This is a genomic window from uncultured Campylobacter sp. (genome assembly GCF_937997535.1).
Taxonomy (GTDB): domain Bacteria; phylum Campylobacterota; class Campylobacteria; order Campylobacterales; family Campylobacteraceae; genus Campylobacter_B.
Genome location: NZ_CALKTT010000093.1, coordinates 65941 through 87525 on the forward strand (window position 1 = coordinate 65941; position 21585 = coordinate 87525).

Sequence of the window (21585 nt, forward strand, 5' to 3'; positions counted from 1 at the left end):
ATTTTACGCTCGCAGGAGCTTTAAATTTCGCTTTGGCGGTTGCGGACTTTACGGCGCTACACCGAACACGCACCATTTAAAATTCTATGATCGTGCCACAGAATTTTTGCGAGATAAAGCTTTAAAATTTTATCGAAATACCGCTGGGAAAATCCGCATTGCCGAAGAATTTAGCAAGAGCGTAAAATTCCATCGCACAAAATTTTACTATGTCGTAAAATTTAATCATGCTAAATTTTATCTTGTCTCAAAATTCTATCACTACGCGGAATTTAAACGCTTGCAATATTTCAAGGCGAGCCCTTCACCTTACGCAAGGAGCGGGTTTTGCAAGTAGAATTTGTAGAGCAAATGCCCTCCACGCAGGAGTTTTTGGTGAACGCCGTGCGCGAAGGCAGGGTAACGCCGCCTTTTGCGATCGCCGCAAATCGCCAAAGTGCCGGTATCGGCTCGCGCGGCAATGATTGGGAGGGCGCGAGCGGCAATCTCGCATTTTCGTTCTGTGTCACGCAGAGCGATCTGCCTGCAGACGTGCCTCCGCAGTCGGCAAGCATATATTTTGCGATGATTATGCAGGAGCTTCTAGCATCGCTCGGCTCTCAGCTTTGGCTAAAATGGCCCAACGATTTTTATGTAGATGAGCGCAAAATCGGCGGGACGATGACGAATAAGATCAAAAATACCCTCGTCTGCGGCATCGGCATGAACCTACTCGGTGCGCCCGAATATGCGGGAATTTTAGATATAAAAATCAGTGCAAAAGACGCTATAGAGGGCTTTTTTGCGCTATATGAAAATAAAATCCCGTGGAAGCAAATTTTTAGAAATTTTTCGTTACAATTCCAAAAATCGCAAAAATTTAGCGTTCATCTAGGCGGTGAAAAAATTTCGCTCGCGCAGGCTAAACTTTGCGAAGACGGATCGATCATAATAAACGAAGAAAGGGTTTATGCTTTAAGATGAGTGAAGTAATTACGATAGCAAATCAAAAAGGCGGCGTCGGGAAGACGACCACGGCGGTTAATCTCGCTGCGTCGCTAGCGATAAAGAAAAAGCGGGTTCTACTGATCGACGTAGATCCTCAGGCGAACGCTACGACCGGGCTTGGCTTTAACCGCAGCGACTTTGAATTTAACATTTATCACGTCCTAACGGGGCGTAAGAGCATGTCCGAAGTGATCCAAAAGACCGAACTTGAGTTTATGGATCTGGTGCCGTCAAATATCGGACTTGTAGGCATCGAGCGCGAAGTAAGTGAAGAGAAAGACTTCAAACTAATGCTAAAAAATAAAATTTCCGAGGTTAAGGACAGATATGATTTCATCATCATAGATTCGCCGCCGACGCTCGGTAGCATTACGGTAAATGCCTTGGTCGCAAGCGATAGCGTCATCATCCCGATTCAGTGCGAATTCTACGCGCTTGAAGGCGTCGCGTTGATCCTAAATACCGTAAAAGTCGTCAAGCAAACGCTCAATAAAAATTTAAAAATTCGCGGATTTTTGCCGACAATGTACAGCTTGCAAAACAACCTCGCCAAAGAAACGGTCGCGAATTTACGCGAGTATTTCGACGATAAGCTCTTTCGTATCGGTAAGAGTGATGATCTAGTCATCATCCCGCGCAATATCAAGCTAGCCGAAAGCCCAAGCTTTGGCAAGCCGGTAGTTTTATACGATATAAAATCTGCTGGTTCCATCGCCTATCAAGACCTCGCTAAATCCATAATGGAGCAAAAATGGGCAAGGTAAAAAGAGCGCTCGGGCGCGGGCTCGGTGCTATTTTAGATGACGTAGAAAGCTCCTATAACAGGGAGCTAGAAAGCGGAAATGCAGATAGTTTAGTTATCGAAATCGATGTCGATAAAATCGAGCCAAATCCATATCAACCGCGTCAAAGCTTCGATGAGGAGGCACTTAGGCAGCTGAGCGAAAGCATCGCCCGTCACGGGCTTATTCAGCCTATCATCGTTATTCAAAAAGATGATTCTTACGTCCTTATCGCCGGCGAACGACGCCTAAGAGCGACGAAGCTTTTGGGCGAGAGTAAAATCAAAGCCGTAGTCGCGGACATAAAATCTCAAAATTTAAGAGAGCTTGCCCTCATCGAAAATATCCAGCGCGAGGATCTAAATCCTATCGAGCTTGCTAAGTCCTATAAGGAGCTCATCGGCGAATACATGATTACGCAAGAGGAGTTAGCCGACATCATCAAAAAGTCCCGCACGCAGATTACCAATACGCTAAGGCTTTTAAATTTATGCTCCGAAGTGCAAGACGCCATAAGCGCAGATAAAATTTCGCAAGGGCACGCCAAGATAATGGTTGGACTCGAAAAAGAGGATCAAATTTTAGCTCTAAATACCATTTTAGGACAGCGCCTAAGCGTAAGAGATACCGAAAATTTAGTAAAAAAGCTCAAAGATAAAACCGTTCCGAAAGAGAAAAAGTTTGGCGTGGAATTTCAAAGCTTCAAGCCTGAGCTTTTAAAGCTAAAGGCCAAGCTTGATCAATTTGGTAAAATAAGTATCAAAGAGCGTAAAATTTCGATCGAATTTAGCGAAATTTTACAAATTTCCGAGTTTTTAAAGAAAATCGGATGATTTTTTATAGTGTATTTTAATTTTTCATATTGTAAAATACGCATTTTGTTTAAAACTAACCTAGAGGAGGTGCGATGCTAGACGTAAGTTTGACCGCCATGATAACGACCATCGTCGTATTTTTAGCTTTGATTTACTTCTTAAATATCAAGCTTTATAGACCGCTACTTTTGCATATGGAAAAGCGAGAAGCTATTATTAAAGAAGATGAGGCAAATGCGATGAAAAACGCACAGGATGCAGATGCCGATAAAGCAGAGATCGTAAGGATCATGGATGCTGCGAAGTTGCAAGCTGTTAAAATAAAGCAAGAGGCGATGGATAGTGCGAAGCAGGCTGCCGCTAGAGAAATAGCCGAGAAAAAAGCCGCGATGGAGGAGGATTTTGATCAATTCTTAGGCGGTTTGGATGAGCAAAAGCGCAACCTAAAAAATGATTTGCAAGCCAAAATTCCGGAATTTAAAAATGCTCTAAGTAGCGCTGTGGCTAAAGTATGAGGATTTCAGTATGAAAAAATATCTATTTTTATTTATAATTCCCGCGCTTGTTTTAGCAAGCGGTGGGCACGATGGGGTCAAAGACTACGACGTGCTGTGGCGAAGCATAAATTTCATTTTGTTTTTCGGAATTTTGTTTTATCTTTTAAAAGGTCCCGCAAAAGCAGCATATCAAGGTAGAATCAACGGCATCGCATCTAGACTTGAGGCTAATCAAAAAATTTTAAAAGAGTCTGCAGCTCGCAAGGAACAAGCTAAAAAAGATTTGCAAGATGCTAAGGTTCAAGGCGCAGCTTTAATTGAAACTGCTAAAAAAGAGATCGTGTTCGCCGCCGAAAAGATAAAAAATGCGACCGAGCAAGAGATTGCGAATTTGCAAAAATCTTTCGATGAGCAGAAGAGCTTTGAGGCGCGCAAGATCAAAAAAGAGGTCGTAAGCGAGATACTGGATGACGTTTTTGCATCGGATGACATTAAATTCGGTCAAGACAAACTGGTTAAAATCGTAGAGAAAAAGGTCGGATGATGATAAATAACACCTCAAAAAGATATGTAAACGCCCTGATGCTGAGCTATAAAAAAGATGAACTAGGCTCTGTTTTGCAGACGCTCGAGAGCGTCGCGAGCGCATTTAGAATTCCAAAATTCCAAGATATTGTGAAATCTCCGACGCTAAAAGAGGAATCCAAAGTGGAACTTATTGCGTCGTTTATAAAAAATCCAAGCGAAAAAATCGTAAATTTTATTAAACTTTTAGCTAAGAATAGGCGTATTGCGCTAATCCCGCAGATAGTTGAGGAACTGCGCAAGAATATTGCGGCGCTGGATAATAAATACTTAGGTAAAATTTATTCCGCTACCGAAATAGACGCCGCGAAAATAAAAGAGCTAGAGACTAAAATTTCAAAGAAATTTAATGCAGATATTACTCTGCAACCTGTTAAAAGCGAGCTTGAGGGTATTAAGATCGAAGTCGAGGATCTTGGATTTGAGATTAGTTTTTCAGTTGATAGATTGAAACAAAAAATGAGCGAATATATTTTAAAAGCAATTTAAAGGAGTAAAGCGTGGGTGCGAAAATTAAGGCAGACGAAATCAGTAGCATAATCAAAGAGCGAATCGAAAATTTCGATCTTAGCGTTGATATCGAAGAAACCGGCAAAGTCGTTTCGGTCGCAGACGGTGTTGCTAATGTTTACGGCTTAAAAAACGTAATGGCTAACGAGATGGTCGAATTCGAAAACGGAGCTCGTGGTATCGCGTTAAATTTAGAGGAGAGCAGTGTCGGCATCGTTATTTTAGGCGATACTAGCGGTATTAACGAAAGTAGTAGCGTTAAAAGACTGGGTAAGCTTTTGCGCGTTCCGGTAGGTGATGCCCTAATAGGTCGCGTGGTAAACGCTCTAGGCGAACCGATTGACGGCAAAGGCGCGATAGAGACCAGCGATACTAGATTTGTCGAAGAAAAGGCTAAAGGCATCATGGCTCGTAAATCCGTTCACGAGCCACTTCAAACCGGCCTTAAGGCGATCGACGCGCTAGTGCCGATCGGTCGCGGACAGCGCGAGCTCATCATCGGCGACCGCCAAACAGGAAAAACCACCGTTGCTGTTGATACCATCATCAATCAAAAGGGTCAAGACGTCATCTGCATATATGTAGCAATCGGTCAGAAACAATCCACCGTCGCACAAGTCGTTAAAAAGCTTGAAGAGTACGGCGCGATGGATTATACGATCGTAGTTGCGGCGGGTGCTAGCGAGGCGGCTGCGCTTCAGTATTTGGCTCCGTATTCGGGCTGCACCATGGGCGAGTATTTCAGAGATAACTCCCGCCACGCGCTTATCATCTATGACGATCTTAGCAAACACGCGGTTGCGTACCGCGAGATGTCGCTTATCTTGCGTCGTCCGCCGGGACGCGAGGCGTATCCTGGCGACGTATTTTACCTACACTCTCGTTTGCTTGAGCGCGCTAGCAAACTAAGCGATGCACTCGGTGCAGGCAGCCTAACGGCGCTTCCTATTATCGAGACGCAGGCAGGCGACGTTTCGGCGTATATCCCTACAAATGTCATCTCTATCACCGACGGTCAAATTTTCCTAGAATCTGGTCTATTTAACTCAGGAATTCGTCCTGCGATCAACGTAGGTCTTTCGGTTAGCCGCGTCGGCGGTTCCGCGCAGATTAAAGCGATCAAAAAGGTCTCGGGAACCTTGCGCCTAGATCTAGCTCAATACCGTGAGCTTCAGGCGTTTGCGCAGTTTGCGAGCGATTTGGACGAGAGCAGCCGTAAGCAGCTGGATCGCGGACAAAGAATGGTCGAAATTTTAAAACAGCCTCCTTATTCGCCGCTTCCGGTCGAAAATCAAGTGGTCATAATCTTTGCAGGAAGCCGCGGATTTTTAGACGACGTGCCTACGAGCTCAATTGGTAAATTCGAAGCTGAGCTCTATCCGTATATCGAGGCAAAATATCCTGAAATTTTTGAAGAAATTAGAAGTAAAAAGACCATCGAGAAGGATTTGGAAGAAAATTTAATCAAGGCTCTAAATGACTTTAAAGCGACCTTTGCCGCTTAAAAGGGCTAAATTATGGCAAATTTAAAAGATATAAAGCTACAGATCAAGAGCGTTAAAAATACGGAGAAGACCACCAAAGCTATGAAGCTGGTCTCCAACGTCAAGCTCAAAAACACCAAAGAAGCGGCGATGCGCTCGCGAGCTTATGCGGTGAAGATTAACGAGGTCTTGGGTGAAATTTCTGCGCGCGTTAAAAATTACGTAGGCAATAATTCAGGCAACGACGAAAAACTTAGAATTTTTGATACCACTCGAGAGGTAAAGGTAGTTGATCTGCTGTTTATCACCGCAGATAAAGGGCTTTGTGGTGGTTTTAATATCAATACCATCAAAAAGATCAAAGCTTTGATCGAGGAGCTTAAGGCGAAAAAGATCAAGGTTCGCCTTCGCGCCGTCGGCAAAAAAGGAATAGAGTATTTTGATTTTCAAGGCATTGAGCTTTTGGAGCGATATATCGGCGTGAGCTCATCTCCATCGTCCGAGAAAGCTAACGAAATCGTCCAAGCCGCAGTTAAGGATTTTAACGAAGGCAAAACCGATGAAGTCATACTTATCCATAACGGCTATTTGAATATGATTACCCAAGAGATGCGGGTAAATACGTTGGTGCCAATCGGTGAGCCTGCGATTAATGAGGATGCTTTAAAAACATCTACATTGGAAGTAGAAGTTGAAAGTCCTGAGGATGAAGAAACATTGATGTTAAATTTAATCCAGAGCTATCTTAGCTACAGCATGTATTACGCGCTGATCGATTCTTTGGCCGCGGAGCACTGCTCTAGAATGAACGCTATGGAAAATGCAACCAACAACGCTAAAGAGCGCGTATCGCAGCTAAATTTAGCATACAATAAAGCCAGACAAGGCTCTATCACGACCGAGCTTATCGAGATCATAAGCGGCGTGGAATCAATGAAGTGAAAGGAGAATGGATGAAAGGAATAATTTCCCAGGTAATGGGTCCCGTAGTCGATGTCGATTTTAAGGACTATTTACCGAAAATCAACGAAGCTATCGAGGTTAAATTTGACGTAGAAGGAAGCCACAGAAGGCTTGTCCTCGAAGTAGCCGCGCACCTTGGAGACAACCGCGTCCGCACGATCGCTATGGATATGAGCGACGGACTAAAGCGAGGACTCGAGGCAGTCGCTCTCGGCGCGCCTATTACGGTGCCAGTGGGCGAGAAGGTCTTGGGTAGAATTTTTAACGTCACGGGCGATCTGATCGATGAGGGCGAGGATGAAAAATTTGAAACCCGCTGGTCGATCCACAGAGATCCGCCTAGCTTTGAAAATCAAAGCACGAAGAGTGAAATTTTTGAAACCGGCATTAAGGTAGTCGATCTGCTCGCCCCTTACGCAAAGGGCGGTAAGGTAGGACTATTTGGCGGTGCTGGCGTCGGCAAGACCGTCATCATTATGGAGCTAATCCACAACGTCGCTTTCAAACACAGTGGCTACTCCGTATTTGCGGGTGTCGGCGAGCGAACGAGAGAGGGAAACGACCTTTATAACGAGATGAAAGAATCGGGCGTTTTGGATAAAGTCGCCTTGACCTACGGTCAGATGAACGAACCGCCGGGAGCGAGAAACCGTATCGCGCTAACCGGCCTTACGATGGCTGAGTATTTCCGCGACGAGCTTGGGCTTGACGTTTTGATGTTTATTGACAATATCTTCCGCTTCTCGCAGTCGGGTTCGGAGATGTCCGCGCTTTTAGGACGAATTCCATCTGCGGTCGGCTATCAGCCTACGCTTGCTAGCGAAATGGGTAAATTACAAGAGCGCATCACTTCGACCAAGAAGGGCTCCATCACCTCCGTTCAGGCCGTTTATGTGCCTGCGGACGACCTTACCGACCCGGCTCCTGCGACCGTTTTCGCGCACCTTGATGCGACGACCGTTTTAAACAGAGCGATCGCTGAGAAAGGAATTTATCCTGCCGTCGATCCGCTTGATTCGACCTCAAGAATGCTTGATCCGCAAATTATCGGCGAGGAGCATTACAAGGTCGCTCGCGGCGTCCAGGCAGTGCTTCAAAAATACAAAGATTTGCAAGACATTATCGCGATTTTGGGTATGGACGAGCTTAGCGAAGAGGATAAGCTCGTAGTCGAGCGCGCTAGAAAGATCGAGCGCTATCTATCTCAGCCGTTTTTCGTAGCCGAGGTATTTACCGGAAGTCCGGGCAAATATATCTCGCTAGAGGAAACTATCGCTGGCTTTAAGGGAATTTTAGAGGGTAAATACGACGATCTGCCGGAGAATGCCTTTTATATGGTGGGAAATATCGACGAGGTAGTAGCAAAAGCTGAAAAGATGAAAGCATAGGAATTTTAAGATGAAAGAATTTTTGCTTTTAGATATCGTTACGCCCGAAGGGATGGTCTTTTCGGGTGAGGTCAAATCCGTCCAGCTCCCCGGCATTACTGGCGAAATGGGTATTTTGCCAGGGCATGCGAGCTTGCTAACGGGACTTAAAGACAAAAGCGAAGGCGGAGTCGTTGAGATCGTAGATAAAGACGGCAAAAAGCAGCTTGTTTTGGTAAACGACGGATTTTTGGAAGTTACCGAAGAAAAAACTACTATCCTAGCCACTCAAGCCGTAGCTATCGGAGGCGATAGCGAAAGCGCCGTAGCGAAGTCTTTGCAGCGCGCCAAAGATATGCTTGCGTCCATTAGCTCCGATGCGGCAAATTCTGCAGCGATTATGGCTAGAGTCGACGAATTCGCAAGGCAAAGTTAAATATGCTAGATCTAATTTTAAGTTATTTTACGAGAAGCACGTTTATTACGATATTCGTGCTTTCTTGGTTATCCGTCTATTTTATCGTCACTTTTACGATTTTGATCTCCAGATTTGTAGGGCTTAGTGCGTGGCAACACCGCGAAGCAAAGGCACTCGAATCCTTGCTGATGGGTGGTAGGATTTCGCTTTCGGGCTCTATTTTTCAAAAAGTAAATACCGATAAAATTTCAAAAGAAGCCCTGGAAATTTATAAAGGCAAAGCCGAACGCGACTCCACTAGCGGACTTACTTGGCTATCTATCGTCGCCTCCACTTCGCCGTTTATCGGGCTATTTGGTACGGTCGTTAGTATACTTCACACATTTTCCAAGCTCGGTGGCGGAAATTCCGGCATCGATACTATCGCTCCTGCGATCAGTGAGGCGCTAGTTGCCACAGGATGTGGAATTTTTGTAGCGATCCCCGCATACACCTTTAGCTTACTTATAAAACGCAAAGCATACGAAGTTATGAGCATTATAAATCGTACAGCGGATATTTTGCTATTTAAAGCAAACACTGGAAAAGCTATTTAATGTATAATTTCGACGAAAATCCAGAGTTAAATATCACTCCGCTCGTCGATATTATGCTTGTTTTGCTAGCGATTTTAATGGTCGCGCAAACGGCGATTATCTACGATGAAAAGATCGAACTGCCTAGCGGCTCAAAAGCACAGGTTTCGGAAAATACCGCGGAATTCTTGCTTGTGCGTATCGGCGAAGATCGCAAGGTTTATATCGACAAAAGCTCGATGAGCCTAGCTGAATTCCCGGATAATCTCGTACTGCTTAAAGGCACCGGCAAGTATAGCTTGGAAAAACCCGTCTATATCCAAGCCGATAAAAGACTCGTTTACGACGATGTAATGTTTGTCTTAAAGAGCTTAAAGCAAGCGGGTTTTACTAAAGTCGCGCTTCAAACAAATGGCTAATTATTCAAATTTTACGGGGGTTAAATACGATAATTTTAAATCGTTTTTAATTGCCCTTTTTGCCTATCTGCTGGTGATTTTTGTTCTTTTATATCAAATTTCAAAGCCGCAGGAAAAATTTAAAAAATATACCGACAATCCCAACGATTATATGGATGTTACTTTTGATTTCGAAATAGATGATAAACTTCCGTCCGCGCCTGAAATCGCTAAAGAAACAAAGCAAGGCGAGTTTGAAAATAAGAATGTGAAGGATGTGCCGGAGGATAAAATTAAGACTACGGCGCAAGTAGTTCCGCCACCTCCGGTGCAGGCGAAGCCGAAAGAGCCCGAAAAGCCGAAGGAAGAGCCGAAGCCGGAACCTAAAAAGGACGAGCCTAAGGCCGAGCCCAAAAAAGAGGAGCCAGAGCCTAAGTTGGAAGATAAACCTTCCGAAAAAGTAGTAGAGAAAAAAGAGGAAGCTAAGCCGGAGCCAAAAAAAGAGGAAAAACCGAGCTTGAGCGATCTTTTTTCGGATACGACTAAGGACAATAAGAAGCTTGAGGAGAGCGCCAAAGCTAGCGATGCGGTTCAGAGCAATAAAAAGTCCGATAAAGAAACCGCCACCTCTAGTGCTAAGGATAAAGCGGCATCTAAAAATGCTGTCGTCAAATCCGATAAGCTTGGCGGCAGGACTCAAAGGACGGGAGAATTTAACGCCTACCTCGGCGCTATAGAAAAGAGGCTTCAGGTTCTATGGAGCCGCTACGTAGTGACTGCGAAAGACGATGCGAAGATTAGTATAACTTTCGGTGCAGATGGACGGGTCGTGGATTATAAAATCATCGAGCTCGGGCGAGAGACGGAATTTAATCAAAAGCTGCGGGATTTCTTGGATAATCTATCGACTCAGACTTTCCCGAAGTCTCCGGACGGAGCGTCGCATGAGATCGAGACTAGGATGTCCGACGTGATGAAGACAAATTAGAATTTGTAAGGAAAAAAAGTGAAGAGACTTTTTTGTATTTTTGCCTTTTGCTGTATGCTTTTTGCAGAAGATGTGGATTCTGCTAAAAATTCTACCTCTTCAAATTTAAACACTGAAATTCAAAATTCTAAAGAATTTAGGGCTTATTATGGAGATATTGTAAAGAAGCTAGAATATCTGTGGCTAAAACAAGATGCTACCACTAACGATGACGCAGCGGTCGAGGTTACTTTCGGCGCGGACGGACGAGTGGTGGGTTATAAAATTATCGAGTTAGGTCGCGATATAAAATTTAACCAAAAGCTTGACAGATTTTTAAAGGGGCTTTCGGAGCAAAATTTTTCAAAATCCCCGGATAATAAACTTCATAAACTTAATATAAGATTAACCGAGATTGCGAAATCAAATTAAATTTAAGGAGAAAAGATGAAGAAACTACTTTTGATTCTTGCATTTTGTAGTAGCATTTTCGCGGCAGATGCGACTATGTCTATCGTAAACGAAGGGGTAAATCTACCTAAAATCGTTGTTCAGGATGCATCGAACCTTGCAAATTCAGAATTTGGCAACAAATTCTTTAAACTTATGGTGGGTGATCTAAAGGTCGGTGCGACTTTTGAAGTCAGCGACGAGTATCTACAAAGCAGCTATGATGCGGGCGCTTCCGATAATCTAGGCTCTAGCGGTGCCGCTCTGATCGTGCGCTACGCGGTAAGTGATAAAAGCTCGCCGATGAGCCTAAAAGCCAAAGTACTTGAAGCGAACAGCGGCAGGGTGATGTACGAGAAGAGCTTTACGCTTTCAAATGCCGAAAAGTATCCGTTTTTGGCACACATGGCGGTATCTGAGATCGTCAAGCAGCTAGGGTACTCAAACGTCGATTGGATGAAGGAGATGATTTTGCTCTCTCGCTACACTTCGACGCGTGAGAGCGAGATCATGGTGGCTGACTATACGCTTACTTACCAGCAGGTTGTGCTTCGCGGCGGATTAAATATCTTCCCTAAATGGGCAAGCGCAGCGCAGAACGAATTTTATTATACCTACTATGTCAATAAAAATACGCCCGCTATCTATAAATTTAATCTATCCAACGGCAGCAAGAGTAAAATTTTTACCGGTCACGGCATGACAATAGCTTCGGATGTAAGTGCCGACGGCAGAAAGCTTCTAATTACCAATGCGCCTAAAGATCAACCCGATATTTATTTGTATGATATAGCCTCGGGCAGCGCTAAGCAAATTACCGATTACGCTGGCATTGATGTAAATGGAAATTTTATCGACGGCGATTCGCGCGTGGCTTTTGTGAGCGATCGTCTGGGTTATCCAAACGTATTTGCCACTAGCATAAACGGCGGCAACGTTCAGCAGCTCGTCTATCACGGCAAAAATAACAACTCCATTAGCACAAATGGCAATTACGTTACTTACTCTAGTCGCGACGGCGGGGGCGGATTTAATATATATTTAATCTCTACTCAAACCGATATGATTCGCCAGTTAACGGCTAGTGGCAAAAATATGTTTCCTAGATTTTCTAGCGATGGCGGCAGCATTATGTTTATCAAGCAAGACGGCGGCGGAAGCTCGGTAGGTATTATCAGAGTTAACGAGAATAAAAGTTTTCAATTTCCGTTAAGAGTGGGTAAAATTCAGTCTGTTGATTGGTAAAATATTAAAAAATCTCGTGATATAATAACTTCAATTTTTTTTGAAAGGATAGAAAATGAAACATTTAGTTTTATCTTCGATAGCAGTTGCTGCTCTATTATTGAGCGGTTGTTCTAAAAAGACCCCAGAGGCCGATACTACAAGCACAAGTGATGCAGATAGACTAGCTGCTTTGGCATCTCAGATCCAAAGTGAAGTTGGCACTGTTTATTTCGACTTTGATAAATTTAATATTAGAGCCGATCAGCAAGGCACAATCAATAATAACGCAGCTCTATTCAATCAAGCAGGCGCAGAGTCTCTAACTGTTAAAGTTGAGGGTAACTGCGATGAGTGGGGTTCTGATGAGTACAACTATGCTCTTGGTCTAAAGAGAGCTACTGCAGCTAAAGACGCATTGGTTGCTCAGGGCGTAAATGAGAGCAGAATTTCCGTAGTAAGCTACGGCGAGAGCAATATGGCTTGCACAGAGCATTCTAAAGAGTGCGACGCTCAAAACAGACGCGACGAATTCAAAGTTGGATTCTAATTTGAAATTTAAAAATTTCACGGTGGCGGCTCTTTGTGGAGTCGCCACTTTTTTAAATGCAGAAACTTCTGCATTTGATGCTGGCAATATTGATTCAGGTAGCTCTTATGGACTAACCGAAAACGAACAAGTATTGCGCGATAACCGCAAGCGTATAAGCGAGATGCAAACTAGTGTAGATAATACACGCGAGAGTGTCGAAGGTTTGCGAAGCGTCCTTGAAGGAACAAATTCTAAAATTTCGAACCTGGAAAACAGGGTAGCGGATCTAGAAATTCGTACTACGGGCAAAAGCCAAGGTAACAGAGAGCTAGATCAGATGAAACGAGACATCGCTACTATAAAAGCCCAAATTGCTGAAATCAATAAAAAATTAGGCAGCGGCGGTAGCGTAAAAAAAAACGCTGAATTAGACGCAGGCACTGCTCCGGCTCCCGCTAGCACAAAAACAGATTCCGATTTTAAATCAAAAGATCAGGCTTCGGTGTTGAAAGAGGCCGATGCTTTATATGCTAAAAAAGACTATTCCGGCGCAAAAGAGCGCTATAATTATTTAGTATCTAAGAACTATAAGCCCGCTAAGGCAAATTACATGCTGGGCGAAATTTCATATTTTTCCGGCTCATACGCAGAAGCGATAAACTATTATAAAAAGAGCATCTCGCACAACGAGAGCCAAGACTACACCCCAAAGCTCCTCTATCACACCGCGATCAGCTTCGATAAGATCGGTGATAAAGACAGCGCAAATAAATTCTACAAAGCGTTAAAGGTTTCATACCCGGACTCCAAAGAAGCTAAAGCCGCACCCACTAGATAACCTAAATTTAAATACAAAATCAAAAATAAAATTTTAAACAGGAGAAAAACTATGGCTAACAACCGAGTTATAAAGATGCATTATGAGCTAAAAGACGGCAAAACCGGCGAAATTTTAGAGTCAAATTTAAACTCTGACCCGATTGCCTTTCTTAGCGGCAAGGATCAAATCATCCAAAAGCTGGAAGATGAAATTTTAAATCTACAAGCGGGCGAGAGCAAAACGGTTCGCATAAGCCCGAGCGACGGGGTCGGCGAGTATAAGCAGGACGCCGTGCAGATCCTACCTAAAGAGCAGTTTGCGGGCATCGATCTGGTCGTCGGTATGGAGCTTTTCGGACAGGCGGAGGACGGCGCGACTACCCGCGTGAGCGTCAAAGCTGTCGGCGAGCAGGACGTCACTATCGACTTTAATCACCCGTTTGCGGGCAAGGAGCTGGAATTTAATATAAAAATCGTCGAGAACCGCGAAGCGACGGCGGACGAAATTCTTACCGGACAGCCGGAGGGTGCGCACAGCTGCGGCTGCGGACACAACCATCATCACGAGGGGCACGAGTGCTGCGGCGGGCACGGACACGATCGCGCAGAGGATCACGAGTGCTGCGGAGGCCATGGGCATGCAGACGGTCATGAATGCTGCGGGGGTCACGATCACGGAAAAGATCACGAGTGCTGCGGTGGGCACCACCACGAGCATTAGGATTTTTTATGAAATTTGCTTTTATCTTCCCCGGACAGGGCAGCCAAAGCGTAGGCATGGGCAGGGAGTTTTACGAAAACTCCGCATCTGCGTGCGCGCTTTTGGATGAGGCTTCAGACTTTACGGGCATCGATTTTAAAAATTTACTGTTTGAGCCTAACGACAAGCTTGACATTTCGGAATTTACGCAGCCTGCGATTGCATTAAATTCCATGATGGCGCTTGCGGCGTTGCAAGAAAGGCTGGATCAAGAAGAGCTTAACACCGCTCCGCAGTTTTTGCTCGGACATTCGCTGGGTGAGTTTAGCGCGCTAAGCGCTGCGGGAGGCATAGAACCAAAGCGGATGCTAAAATTAGTAAATATTCGCGGCAGGCTCATGCAGAGCGCCTGCGAGGGCAAAGGCGCCGGAATGATGGTGATCTTGGCTCTTGCCGACGAGGCGGTCGAGAAAATTTGCGCGAATGCGAGAAGTGCCGGTAAGCAGGTGTGGGCGGCGAATTATAACTGCGACGGGCAGATCGTAGTCGCTGGCAAAAAAGATGATCTCGCATCGCTTGAGAGCGAGTTTAAGGCTGCGGGTGCAAAGCGCGCGATGCTACTGAATATGAGCGTCGCAAGCCACTGCCCGATGCTAGGGAGTGCCAGCGACGAGCTTTTGGAATTTTTACGCCCCGCGCTAAAAGAGAGCTTCGCCCCCGTCGTTGCTAATGCCACGGCGCGAACATACAGGGCGAAATCCGAAGCGTTGGAGCTGCTTAAAGCCCAGCTTATCGGTCCCGTGCTTTACAAGCAAAGCATCAAAAATTATGAGAGCGAGACGGACTGCTTCGTCGAGTTCGGCGCGGCGGTTTTAAAAGGTATAAACAAAAAGATCACGCAGAAGCCGACCTTCAGCATCACGGATCTTGCGAGCTTAGATGAGTTCCTGAAATTTGCAAAGGAGAACGGATGAAAGTAGCGATCTTGGGTGCTATGCCCGAAGAGATCGAGCCACTACTGTCTGCGCTGCGCGAGCGGAGTGTGAGCGTGGAGGCCGTGGAGCACGCGAATAATAAATTCTACGCCGCTAAGCTTAACGGCCACGATCTCGTGATCGCGTATTCGAAGATCGGTAAGGTAAATTCTGCCCTGACCGCTACGGTTATGATCGAGAAATTCGGCGCGCGCGCGCTCATTTTTACGGGCGTCGCGGGGGCTTTGAAGCGCGGCATTAAGATCGGCGAAATTTTATACGCTACCGCGCTCGTGCAGCACGATCTGGATATCACGGCGTTTGGGCATCCGCACGGATTCGTGCCGGGAAGTAAAATTTCAGTCCAAACCGATGCGAAGCTAAATTCTATCGCGCAAAGCGTCGCCGAGCAGCTAGGCATCACGCTAAAATCAGGCGTCATAGCTAGCGGCGATCAGTTCGTAAGCGGTGAGGAGCGCAAGAGCTGGATCGAGCGGACGTTTGACGCGAGCGCGGTCGAGATGGAGGGAGCGAGCGTGGCGCAGGTGTGCGACGCGCTAGGCGTGCCGTTTTGCGTGCTGCGCGCGATAAGCGATGAGGCGGGACACAAAGCCGAGTTTGACTTTGACGAGTTTATGGTAAAAAGCGCGCAAACGAGCGCAAATTTCGTCCTAAAAATGATCGAAAGGTTATGATAAACCTCTCCAAAAAGTTACTGCGACAGGTCGGACAAACCAACGCCAAATACAAGATGTTTGAGCGCGGCGATAAAATTTTACTAGCTCTTAGCGGCGGTAAGGACAGCATGAGCTTGGCGCACGTGCTGAAGCATTTCCAAAGCGTAAGTCCGCTAGATTGGGAGTTTCAAGCCGTTACCGTCACCTACGGTATCGGCGAGGACCTGCGCGAGATAAGCGCCCATTTTAAAGAGCACGAGATCCCCTACGAGATAATCGATACTAAAATTTTTGAATTTGGCAAGGAAAAAATCCGCGCAAACACCACGTTTTGCAGCTTTTGCTCGCGTATGAGGCGCGGATACATCTACTCCTACGCGCTTGAACACGGCTTTAATAAGATCGCCATCGCCCACCACCTCGACGACGCCGCGGAAAGCTTTTTTATGAATTTCACCTTCAACGGCGCGCTGCGCACCCTCGCTCCGCGCTACGTCGCCGAAAACGGGCTTGTGATCATCCGCCCGTTCATTCTCACGCGCGAGCGCCAAATCGCCGCCTGCGCCAGAGATAACGAGCTTCCGATCATGCGCGAGGAGGAGGTTTGCCCCGCGAGGCAATACGGCGGCAAGGAGCCTACCGCACGCGCCGCTACGAAGGAGCTTTTGGCGCAGTACGAAAAGGCCCATCCGAGGTTTTTTATCAGCCTGCAAGCCGCCTTTGCCAATATCCACGAAGAGACCTTTTTCGAGCCTAAATTTTAAAATTTTAAGCGATTTGATCTCTCGGCTAGAAAAGCTCGAGTATGGTTTTTGCCGCGACAGAAACTTTGCACATATAGTTTAATTTCTTGCTCAAACGAACCGCGAGCCGCAGCGCGAGCGGTTGAATCACTGTGTTTAAATTGCGGCGCGGGCGATTCGCTTATGAGTCTAAGTTGTGTACGAGCCGCGGCGAATAGCTATCCTCCTACGTCCGACTGCGCGCTAGAGTGGTTAGGCTTCTGCGTCTGAAACTGTGTGCACGAGATTTAGGCTGCGAACCAGAGTAGTTACGCCCGCTGCGCCCGAGGGCTGCGAGTAGGGCGGGTTACACCGCCTGTATATGCTTTTACGAAACGCCTGAGATTAATTGTAATGCCGTCTTTCGGCGCCGCACTTTCGTCTTGCTCGGATGTCGTCCGTGTCCAAGCGAGTTTTACGGGCGAGCTTTAGGAGGCTTGCAAAGTTTGCGCGAAAGATAGTTGTAGAAATTTCATCTCAAAAAATGTTTTAGAAATTTAATCCCGCAAAATTTTAAAATTTTATCGGAGGCTTCCTTTCGGGCTGCGGGTGCGGACTCGATCGCCGTGCGCCGTAAATTTAAACTGCTCACCCGCTCTGCTAAAGATAGTTTTAGAAATTTATTCCGCAAAATGTTTCTAAAATTTTACCTTACAAAATTTCAAAATTTTAACGAAGCCGAGTTCAAAATTCCGACGGAGCTAAATTTTAAAATTTCAAAGCAACCGAATTTTAAAATTTAGCAAAGCCGAATTCTGAAATTTTATCGTAGCCAAATTTCCGCTCTCGTTTCATAAACGTTACATTTTGAAATTTTGCCGCTCGCGAGGGCTTAAATTTTGCGCCGCTTTAAAGCTGCTTAAAACCCTCCGCTGTCACGCACGCAGATCAAATTTTAAAATTTCGCAGGTGCCGCGGTACTTCTCAAATTTACACACTACAAAATTTTAACCGATTTTCGCTCCGAAATTTATGCCGCATTAACCGCCGCGGATATATAATAGCGAATGTCATATTTCACAAAGGAGTAAGCATGGCTACAATCCAACCAAGCTATAAGCTTTTCATCGACGGCGAGTTTGTGGGTGCCGAAGGCGGCGCGAGCCTAGACGTTTTTAATCCCGCTACCGGCGAGAAAATTTCAAAGATCGCAGATGCTAGCAAGGCGGACGTCGATAAAGCGGTCGCCGCAGCCCGCAAGGCGTTTGAGAGCTTCCGCCGCACTAGCGTTTATGAGCGCAGCGCGCTGCTAAATAAGATCGCCGACGTCCTAGAGCAAAACGCCGAGTTCATCGCCACCGTAGAGACTATCGACAATGGCAAGCCGATCCGCGAGACGCGCGCGGTCGACGTAGCGTGGTCGATCGAGCATTTCCGCTATTTTGCGGGCGTGATTTTGGGCGAGGAGGGCAGCGCGAATATGCTAAAAGAGCGCTATCTATCCGTCGTTTTACGCGAGCCGATCGGCGTAGTAGGACAGATCGTGCCGTGGAATTTCCCGTTTTTGATGGGCGCGTGGAAGCTCGCTCCGCTGATTGCCGCGGGCGATACGTGCGTGTTTAAGCCAAGCTCCGAAACCAGCCTTAGCATTTTGGAGTTCATCCGCCTGATCGCGCCGCTGCTTCCAAAAGGCGTCATCAACGTCGTAACCGGCAAGGGAAGCAAGGCAGGCGAGTTCGTCCGCACTCACAAAGGGCTCGATAAGCTCGCATTTACGGGCTCGACCGAGGTCGGCAGAGGCATCGCGCTAGCCGCGGCGCAAAAGATCATCCCTGCTACGCTTGAGCTTGGCGGCAAGAGCGCGAACATCATCTTTGATGATTGCGACTTCGACGTTGCGATCGACGGCGTGCAGCTGGGAATTCTTTTCAACCAAGGCCAGGTTTGCTGCGCGGGAAGTAGGATCTTCGTGCAGGAGGGCATCTACGATAAATTCGTACCGGCGCTCGTGGAGAAATTTAAGCGCATCAAGGTGGGCGATCCGCTCGATCCAAACACCCAGATGGGATGCCAGATCAACAAAAAGCAAGCCGATAAAATTTTAGAGTACGTAAAAATCGGCGTAGAAGAGGGCGCTAAGATCGCCGTAGGCGGCAAGCGACATAGCGCGGGAGAGGCTTTCGTCGAGCCTACGCTGCTCGTGGACGTACGCAACGACATGCGCGTGGCGCAGGAGGAGATCTTCGGTCCTGTGGGCGTCGTGATTAAATTTAAAGATCAAGACGAGCTCGTCCGCATGGCAAACGACAGCCTCTACGGACTAGGCGGCGCCGTATTTACGCGCGACATCGCAAAAGCGCTCACGGTCGCACGCCTGCTTGAGACGGGTCGCGTGTGGGTCAATACCTACAACCAGATCCACGCTGGCGCGCCGTTTGGCGGCTACAAAGAATCGGGCATCGGTCGCGAAACGCACAAGATGATCCTGGAGCACTACACCCAGACCAAAAACATCTACATCGACACGATCTCCAAACCGAGCGGCTTTTACGAGCAGTAAGGCTTAGCGCGGTATCTCGGGCTACGTTTCGGGCGGTTTGCGCCGCCCGAAATTTTATTCTGCTTGACTCGATTGAGTATTTAGTTTTAAGACTGCTTCGGTTTAGATAAAATCCCTATATTCGATATTTTTGTTACTCATTAAAATTTTTAATTTTTCAAAATCTTCTTTTGTTATATAATCCATCGGTATAAATATCGAGCAAATATTTAGTACCAAATTTTTAAAGCTAAATTTGAGTTTAATAAAAAATTTATTGTGCCCTAAAAAATATGTAAATATCCAAAAATACTTGATTTGATCAAACGGAATATCTCTTTCCCAGAAAAAATATTTCACGACTATGTGATCATCGTAACATGCAATAAATTTAAAACAATTCGGGATAATCTCTGCGTAAAAAAGCCCGATCAGCATTACCCAGCCTACGATAGGCGCATAAGGCTTGTCAAGCATTATAAAAACAATGGCGAGATAAAATTGCAAAATTTTAACTACCGCATAAAAAGGTCCGTAAAAACGCCTCGCCCTTTTTATGATTAGTAGTGGCTCGTCCGGTTTCGTATCGCTCATTTTATCTCCTTGCTTGCGTGCCGCATTACGGCTTTAAATTTAGTGCTAAATTCTATCTTTGCTACGCTTACGCAGCGTTTAAATTTAATCTCGTTGCGGCTGCGCTAAATTTTAAAATTTCAAGCTCGCCGCTTTAAAGACCCGTCATCTGAGCGAGTGTGCATAGGCGGGTGCATGCAAGAAATAAACTCGTACTGTTTTATCGCGGGCCTCGTTCGCACCGAGCCACACCAAAGTCTCAAAACTCACGCGATTTCCAATTTTGCTATCTAGCCGCACTGAACCGCAGCCAAACTCGCGCGGTGAAAATCTAAATTTACGCTATAATCTTGCAAAGCGGAGCATAGAACTCCTGCCGCGCGTATGCGATGAAATTTAAACAAAGGCCCGCAAATGCGGGCTTCTTAGCTTTCGCGCGGCTGCGGCGTAACGCTAATTTAACGGAGGGCGCATGGATAAGGAGCGGTATATTTTTGAGAAATTTAGATCGAAGCTTAATGGCGATGATTGCGCCGTAATCGGTGAGCGGGCGTATTGCAAGGACCTTTTCGTCGAGGGCGTGCACTTTCGGCGCGGCTGGCTGAGCCTGCGCGAGATCGGCGCAAAGGCGATGCTTGTAAACATCTCGGATATGATCGCGACCAATGCGCGCGCCAAATACGCTCTGCTAGGGCTTGCGCTGCCGCGCGAGATCGGCACGCGCGAGATCGACGAGCTGTGCGCGGGCGTGAGCGAGACGGCGCGCGAGTGGGGCATACGGATCATCGGCGGCGACACGATCGGCTCGGATCGCATCGCGCTTAGCGTGAGCCTGATCGGCAAGTGCAAGCGCCCCGTGTTTCGCAGCGGCGCGCGCGTGGGCGATCTCATCGCGCATACGGGCGAGCTAGGCGGCGTCGGGCGCGATCTGGCGGTGCTTTTAAGAGATGAAATTTTACCCGCTAGCTCTCAGATGCAAAACCGAAACGATAAAATTTCGTCGCTGCAAGGCCCAAGCGATGAGGTGCGAAGCCCGGACGATAAAATTTCACCTACGCACGCTAAACTGCAGAGCCTGGACGCTGGAATTTCGGTAGAAAATTCCGTGTCGCAGAGCGGAGACGATCGCAAGAACCCTACGGCGCAAGATAGCGGGCTGCAAAGCGGCGGCTATGACGACTCTGCCGGTAAAATTTCTACGCAGTTCGACAACGAAATTTCTACGCAGAGCTTTGATGGCAAAATTTCTGCGCCGAGCCCTGATAACGGAAATTCTACGCAAGATTTGAATGCTTACACCGCGCGCAGCGTGTCGCAGGGCTCTATAACACAAAATTTAGATACTCACGCTTCGTATGACGACTTGCAGGGCTCCGCGACGCAAAATCGGGACGCGGAGTTTTTTGAGCAAAATTTTACGACGCAAAATTTGAGCGTAGGAAATTCTATCGGAAATTTTATGGCGCAAAAATCCGCAGCGAATTATACGGCGCAAAGCCTCGCATGCGAAAATTCTACGTCGCAAAGCTCTGCAGGCGAAAATCCTGTGCCGGGTAGTGGCTCATATCGCTTGCGCGAGGATCTACGCGCAAAAATTTCAAAGAATTCGCGCTTCGTCAGGCCCGTCTTGCGCGATAAGTTTTTTTACAAGGCGGCGAAGTTCATCAGCGCGGCGATGGACATTAGCGATGGGCTCGCGCAGGATTTGCCCCGCCTGTTGGAGGCTAGCGGCGTGGGTGCGCGCTGGATCGCCCGCCCTAGCGAGGCTGCGCTGCAAAGCGGCGAGGAGTACGAGATTTTGTTCAGCTTCGCGCCGAAGTTTTTGCCTAAAATTTATGCGATTGCCGCTAAGGCGGGCGTCTCGATCAATATCATCGCCGAGGTTTGCCCGCGCACGCCGCAAAGCTCGATGGAATTTCGCGGCAGCTCGCACCACTTCGCGCCTTGAAATTTGCCGTGGCTGCTTTAAATTTTAAGGCACGGGGTTTGAATTTCAGTTTGAAAAGACGCGCCGGGTGAATAAATTT

Annotated in this window: 24 protein-coding genes; 23 read left to right on the forward strand and 1 reads right to left on the reverse strand. The window is 46.7% G+C overall.

From position 1 onward, the window contains the following. The first annotated feature begins 327 nt into the window (after nt 1-327). The 22 genes from Q0117_RS08950 (at nt 328) to Q0117_RS09055 (ending at nt 19006) form a co-directional block, all read left to right on the forward strand. Entirely contained in the window at nt 328-963 is a 636-nt protein-coding gene (locus Q0117_RS08950) for a biotin--[acetyl-CoA-carboxylase] ligase (protein ID WP_297924702.1), read from the forward strand. After that, the gene (locus tag Q0117_RS08955) at nt 960-1751 is read left to right on the forward strand and encodes an AAA family ATPase (protein ID WP_177389424.1); all 792 of its coding nucleotides are present in this window, start codon (nt 960-962) and stop codon (nt 1749-1751) included. The genes Q0117_RS08950 and Q0117_RS08955 overlap by 4 nt, the downstream gene beginning before the upstream one ends. Then, on the forward strand, nt 1739-2602 hold the full coding sequence (locus tag Q0117_RS08960; protein WP_297924704.1) for a ParB/RepB/Spo0J family partition protein: 864 nt from the start codon (nt 1739-1741) through the stop codon (nt 2600-2602). Before Q0117_RS08955 ends, Q0117_RS08960 begins: the two co-directional genes overlap by 13 nt. Nucleotides 2603-2676: 74 nt before the next feature. Continuing rightward, nucleotides 2677-3099 (forward strand): F0F1 ATP synthase subunit B', encoded by a 423-nt coding sequence (locus Q0117_RS08965; protein WP_297894462.1) that lies wholly within the window; start codon nt 2677-2679, stop codon nt 3097-3099. Nucleotides 3100-3109: 10 nt separating this feature from the next. Continuing rightward, nucleotides 3110-3625 (forward strand): F0F1 ATP synthase subunit B, encoded by a 516-nt coding sequence (locus Q0117_RS08970; RefSeq protein ID WP_297924707.1) that lies wholly within the window; start codon nt 3110-3112, stop codon nt 3623-3625. Next, on the forward strand, nt 3625-4155 hold the full coding sequence (locus Q0117_RS08975) for a F0F1 ATP synthase subunit delta (RefSeq protein ID WP_297924709.1): 531 nt from the start codon (nt 3625-3627) through the stop codon (nt 4153-4155). Before Q0117_RS08970 ends, Q0117_RS08975 begins: the two co-directional genes overlap by 1 nt. An 11-nt stretch (nt 4156-4166) precedes the next feature. Then, complete coding sequence (atpA, locus tag Q0117_RS08980; protein WP_297894466.1) at nt 4167-5681, forward strand: F0F1 ATP synthase subunit alpha; 1515 nt, start codon at nt 4167-4169, stop codon at nt 5679-5681. A 12-nt stretch (nt 5682-5693) separates the two neighbouring features. Then, nucleotides 5694-6602 (forward strand): ATP synthase F1 subunit gamma, encoded by a 909-nt coding sequence (gene atpG, locus Q0117_RS08985; RefSeq protein WP_297924711.1) that lies wholly within the window; start codon nt 5694-5696, stop codon nt 6600-6602. Between the two features lie 11 nt (nt 6603-6613). Beyond that, nucleotides 6614-8011 carry a F0F1 ATP synthase subunit beta gene (atpD, locus tag Q0117_RS08990; RefSeq protein WP_297924713.1) on the forward strand — a complete coding sequence of 466 codons (1398 nt, stop codon included), beginning with the start codon at nt 6614-6616 and terminating at the stop codon, nt 8009-8011. Nucleotides 8012-8021: 10 nt separating this feature from the next. Beyond that, a complete protein-coding gene (gene atpC / locus Q0117_RS08995) occupies nt 8022-8426 on the forward strand; it encodes an ATP synthase F1 subunit epsilon (protein WP_291938303.1) in 405 nt (134 codons plus the stop codon). A gap of 2 nt (nt 8427-8428) precedes the next feature. Beyond that, entirely contained in the window at nt 8429-9004 is a 576-nt protein-coding gene (locus Q0117_RS09000) for a MotA/TolQ/ExbB proton channel family protein (RefSeq protein WP_291938301.1), read from the forward strand. Next, nucleotides 9004-9402: a biopolymer transporter ExbD gene (locus tag Q0117_RS09005; RefSeq protein WP_005869629.1), complete on the forward strand. Its 399-nt coding sequence runs from the start codon at nt 9004-9006 to the stop codon at nt 9400-9402. The genes Q0117_RS09000 and Q0117_RS09005 overlap by 1 nt, the downstream gene beginning before the upstream one ends. Further along, entirely contained in the window at nt 9395-10369 is a 975-nt protein-coding gene (locus tag Q0117_RS09010) for a TonB C-terminal domain-containing protein (RefSeq protein ID WP_297924716.1), read from the forward strand. Before Q0117_RS09005 ends, Q0117_RS09010 begins: the two co-directional genes overlap by 8 nt. An 18-nt stretch (nt 10370-10387) precedes the next feature. Continuing rightward, the gene (locus Q0117_RS09015) at nt 10388-10780 is read left to right on the forward strand and encodes a TonB C-terminal domain-containing protein (protein ID WP_297924718.1); all 393 of its coding nucleotides are present in this window, start codon (nt 10388-10390) and stop codon (nt 10778-10780) included. Between the two features lie 15 nt (nt 10781-10795). Then, nucleotides 10796-12043 carry a Tol-Pal system protein TolB gene (gene tolB / locus Q0117_RS09020; RefSeq protein ID WP_291938295.1) on the forward strand — a complete coding sequence of 416 codons (1248 nt, stop codon included), beginning with the start codon at nt 10796-10798 and terminating at the stop codon, nt 12041-12043. Nucleotides 12044-12098: 55 nt separating this feature from the next. Next, entirely contained in the window at nt 12099-12572 is a 474-nt protein-coding gene (locus Q0117_RS09025; protein WP_177389412.1) for an OmpA family protein, read from the forward strand. Between the two features lies 1 nt (nt 12573). Then, entirely contained in the window at nt 12574-13392 is an 819-nt protein-coding gene (locus Q0117_RS09030; protein ID WP_297924720.1) for a tetratricopeptide repeat protein, read from the forward strand. 51 nt (nt 13393-13443) lie between these two features. Further along, the gene (locus tag Q0117_RS09035; RefSeq protein WP_297924722.1) at nt 13444-14094 is read left to right on the forward strand and encodes an FKBP-type peptidyl-prolyl cis-trans isomerase; all 651 of its coding nucleotides are present in this window, start codon (nt 13444-13446) and stop codon (nt 14092-14094) included. Between the two features lie 8 nt (nt 14095-14102). Beyond that, a complete protein-coding gene (gene fabD, locus Q0117_RS09040; RefSeq protein WP_297924724.1) occupies nt 14103-15047 on the forward strand; it encodes an ACP S-malonyltransferase in 945 nt (314 codons plus the stop codon). Beyond that, nucleotides 15044-15742: a 5'-methylthioadenosine/adenosylhomocysteine nucleosidase gene (locus Q0117_RS09045; protein WP_297924727.1), complete on the forward strand. Its 699-nt coding sequence runs from the start codon at nt 15044-15046 to the stop codon at nt 15740-15742. The genes fabD and Q0117_RS09045 overlap by 4 nt, the downstream gene beginning before the upstream one ends. Then, complete coding sequence (locus tag Q0117_RS09050) at nt 15739-16488, forward strand: ATP-binding protein (protein WP_297924730.1); 750 nt, start codon at nt 15739-15741, stop codon at nt 16486-16488. Before Q0117_RS09045 ends, Q0117_RS09050 begins: the two co-directional genes overlap by 4 nt. A gap of 1051 nt (nt 16489-17539) precedes the next feature. Next, on the forward strand, nt 17540-19006 hold the full coding sequence (locus Q0117_RS09055) for an aldehyde dehydrogenase family protein (RefSeq protein ID WP_297924732.1): 1467 nt from the start codon (nt 17540-17542) through the stop codon (nt 19004-19006). 102 nt (nt 19007-19108) lie between these two features. On the opposite strand, the gene Q0117_RS09060 is transcribed toward Q0117_RS09055, so the two are convergent. Beyond that, nucleotides 19109-19579 (reverse strand): hypothetical protein, encoded by a 471-nt coding sequence (locus tag Q0117_RS09060; RefSeq protein WP_297924734.1) that lies wholly within the window; start codon nt 19577-19579, stop codon nt 19109-19111. A gap of 451 nt (nt 19580-20030) precedes the next feature. Here Q0117_RS09060 and Q0117_RS09065 point away from each other — a divergent pair, with 451 nt between their 5' ends. Then, nucleotides 20031-21506 (forward strand): thiamine-phosphate kinase, encoded by a 1476-nt coding sequence (locus tag Q0117_RS09065; RefSeq protein ID WP_297924737.1) that lies wholly within the window; start codon nt 20031-20033, stop codon nt 21504-21506. Nucleotides 21507-21585: the final 79 nt, after the last annotated feature.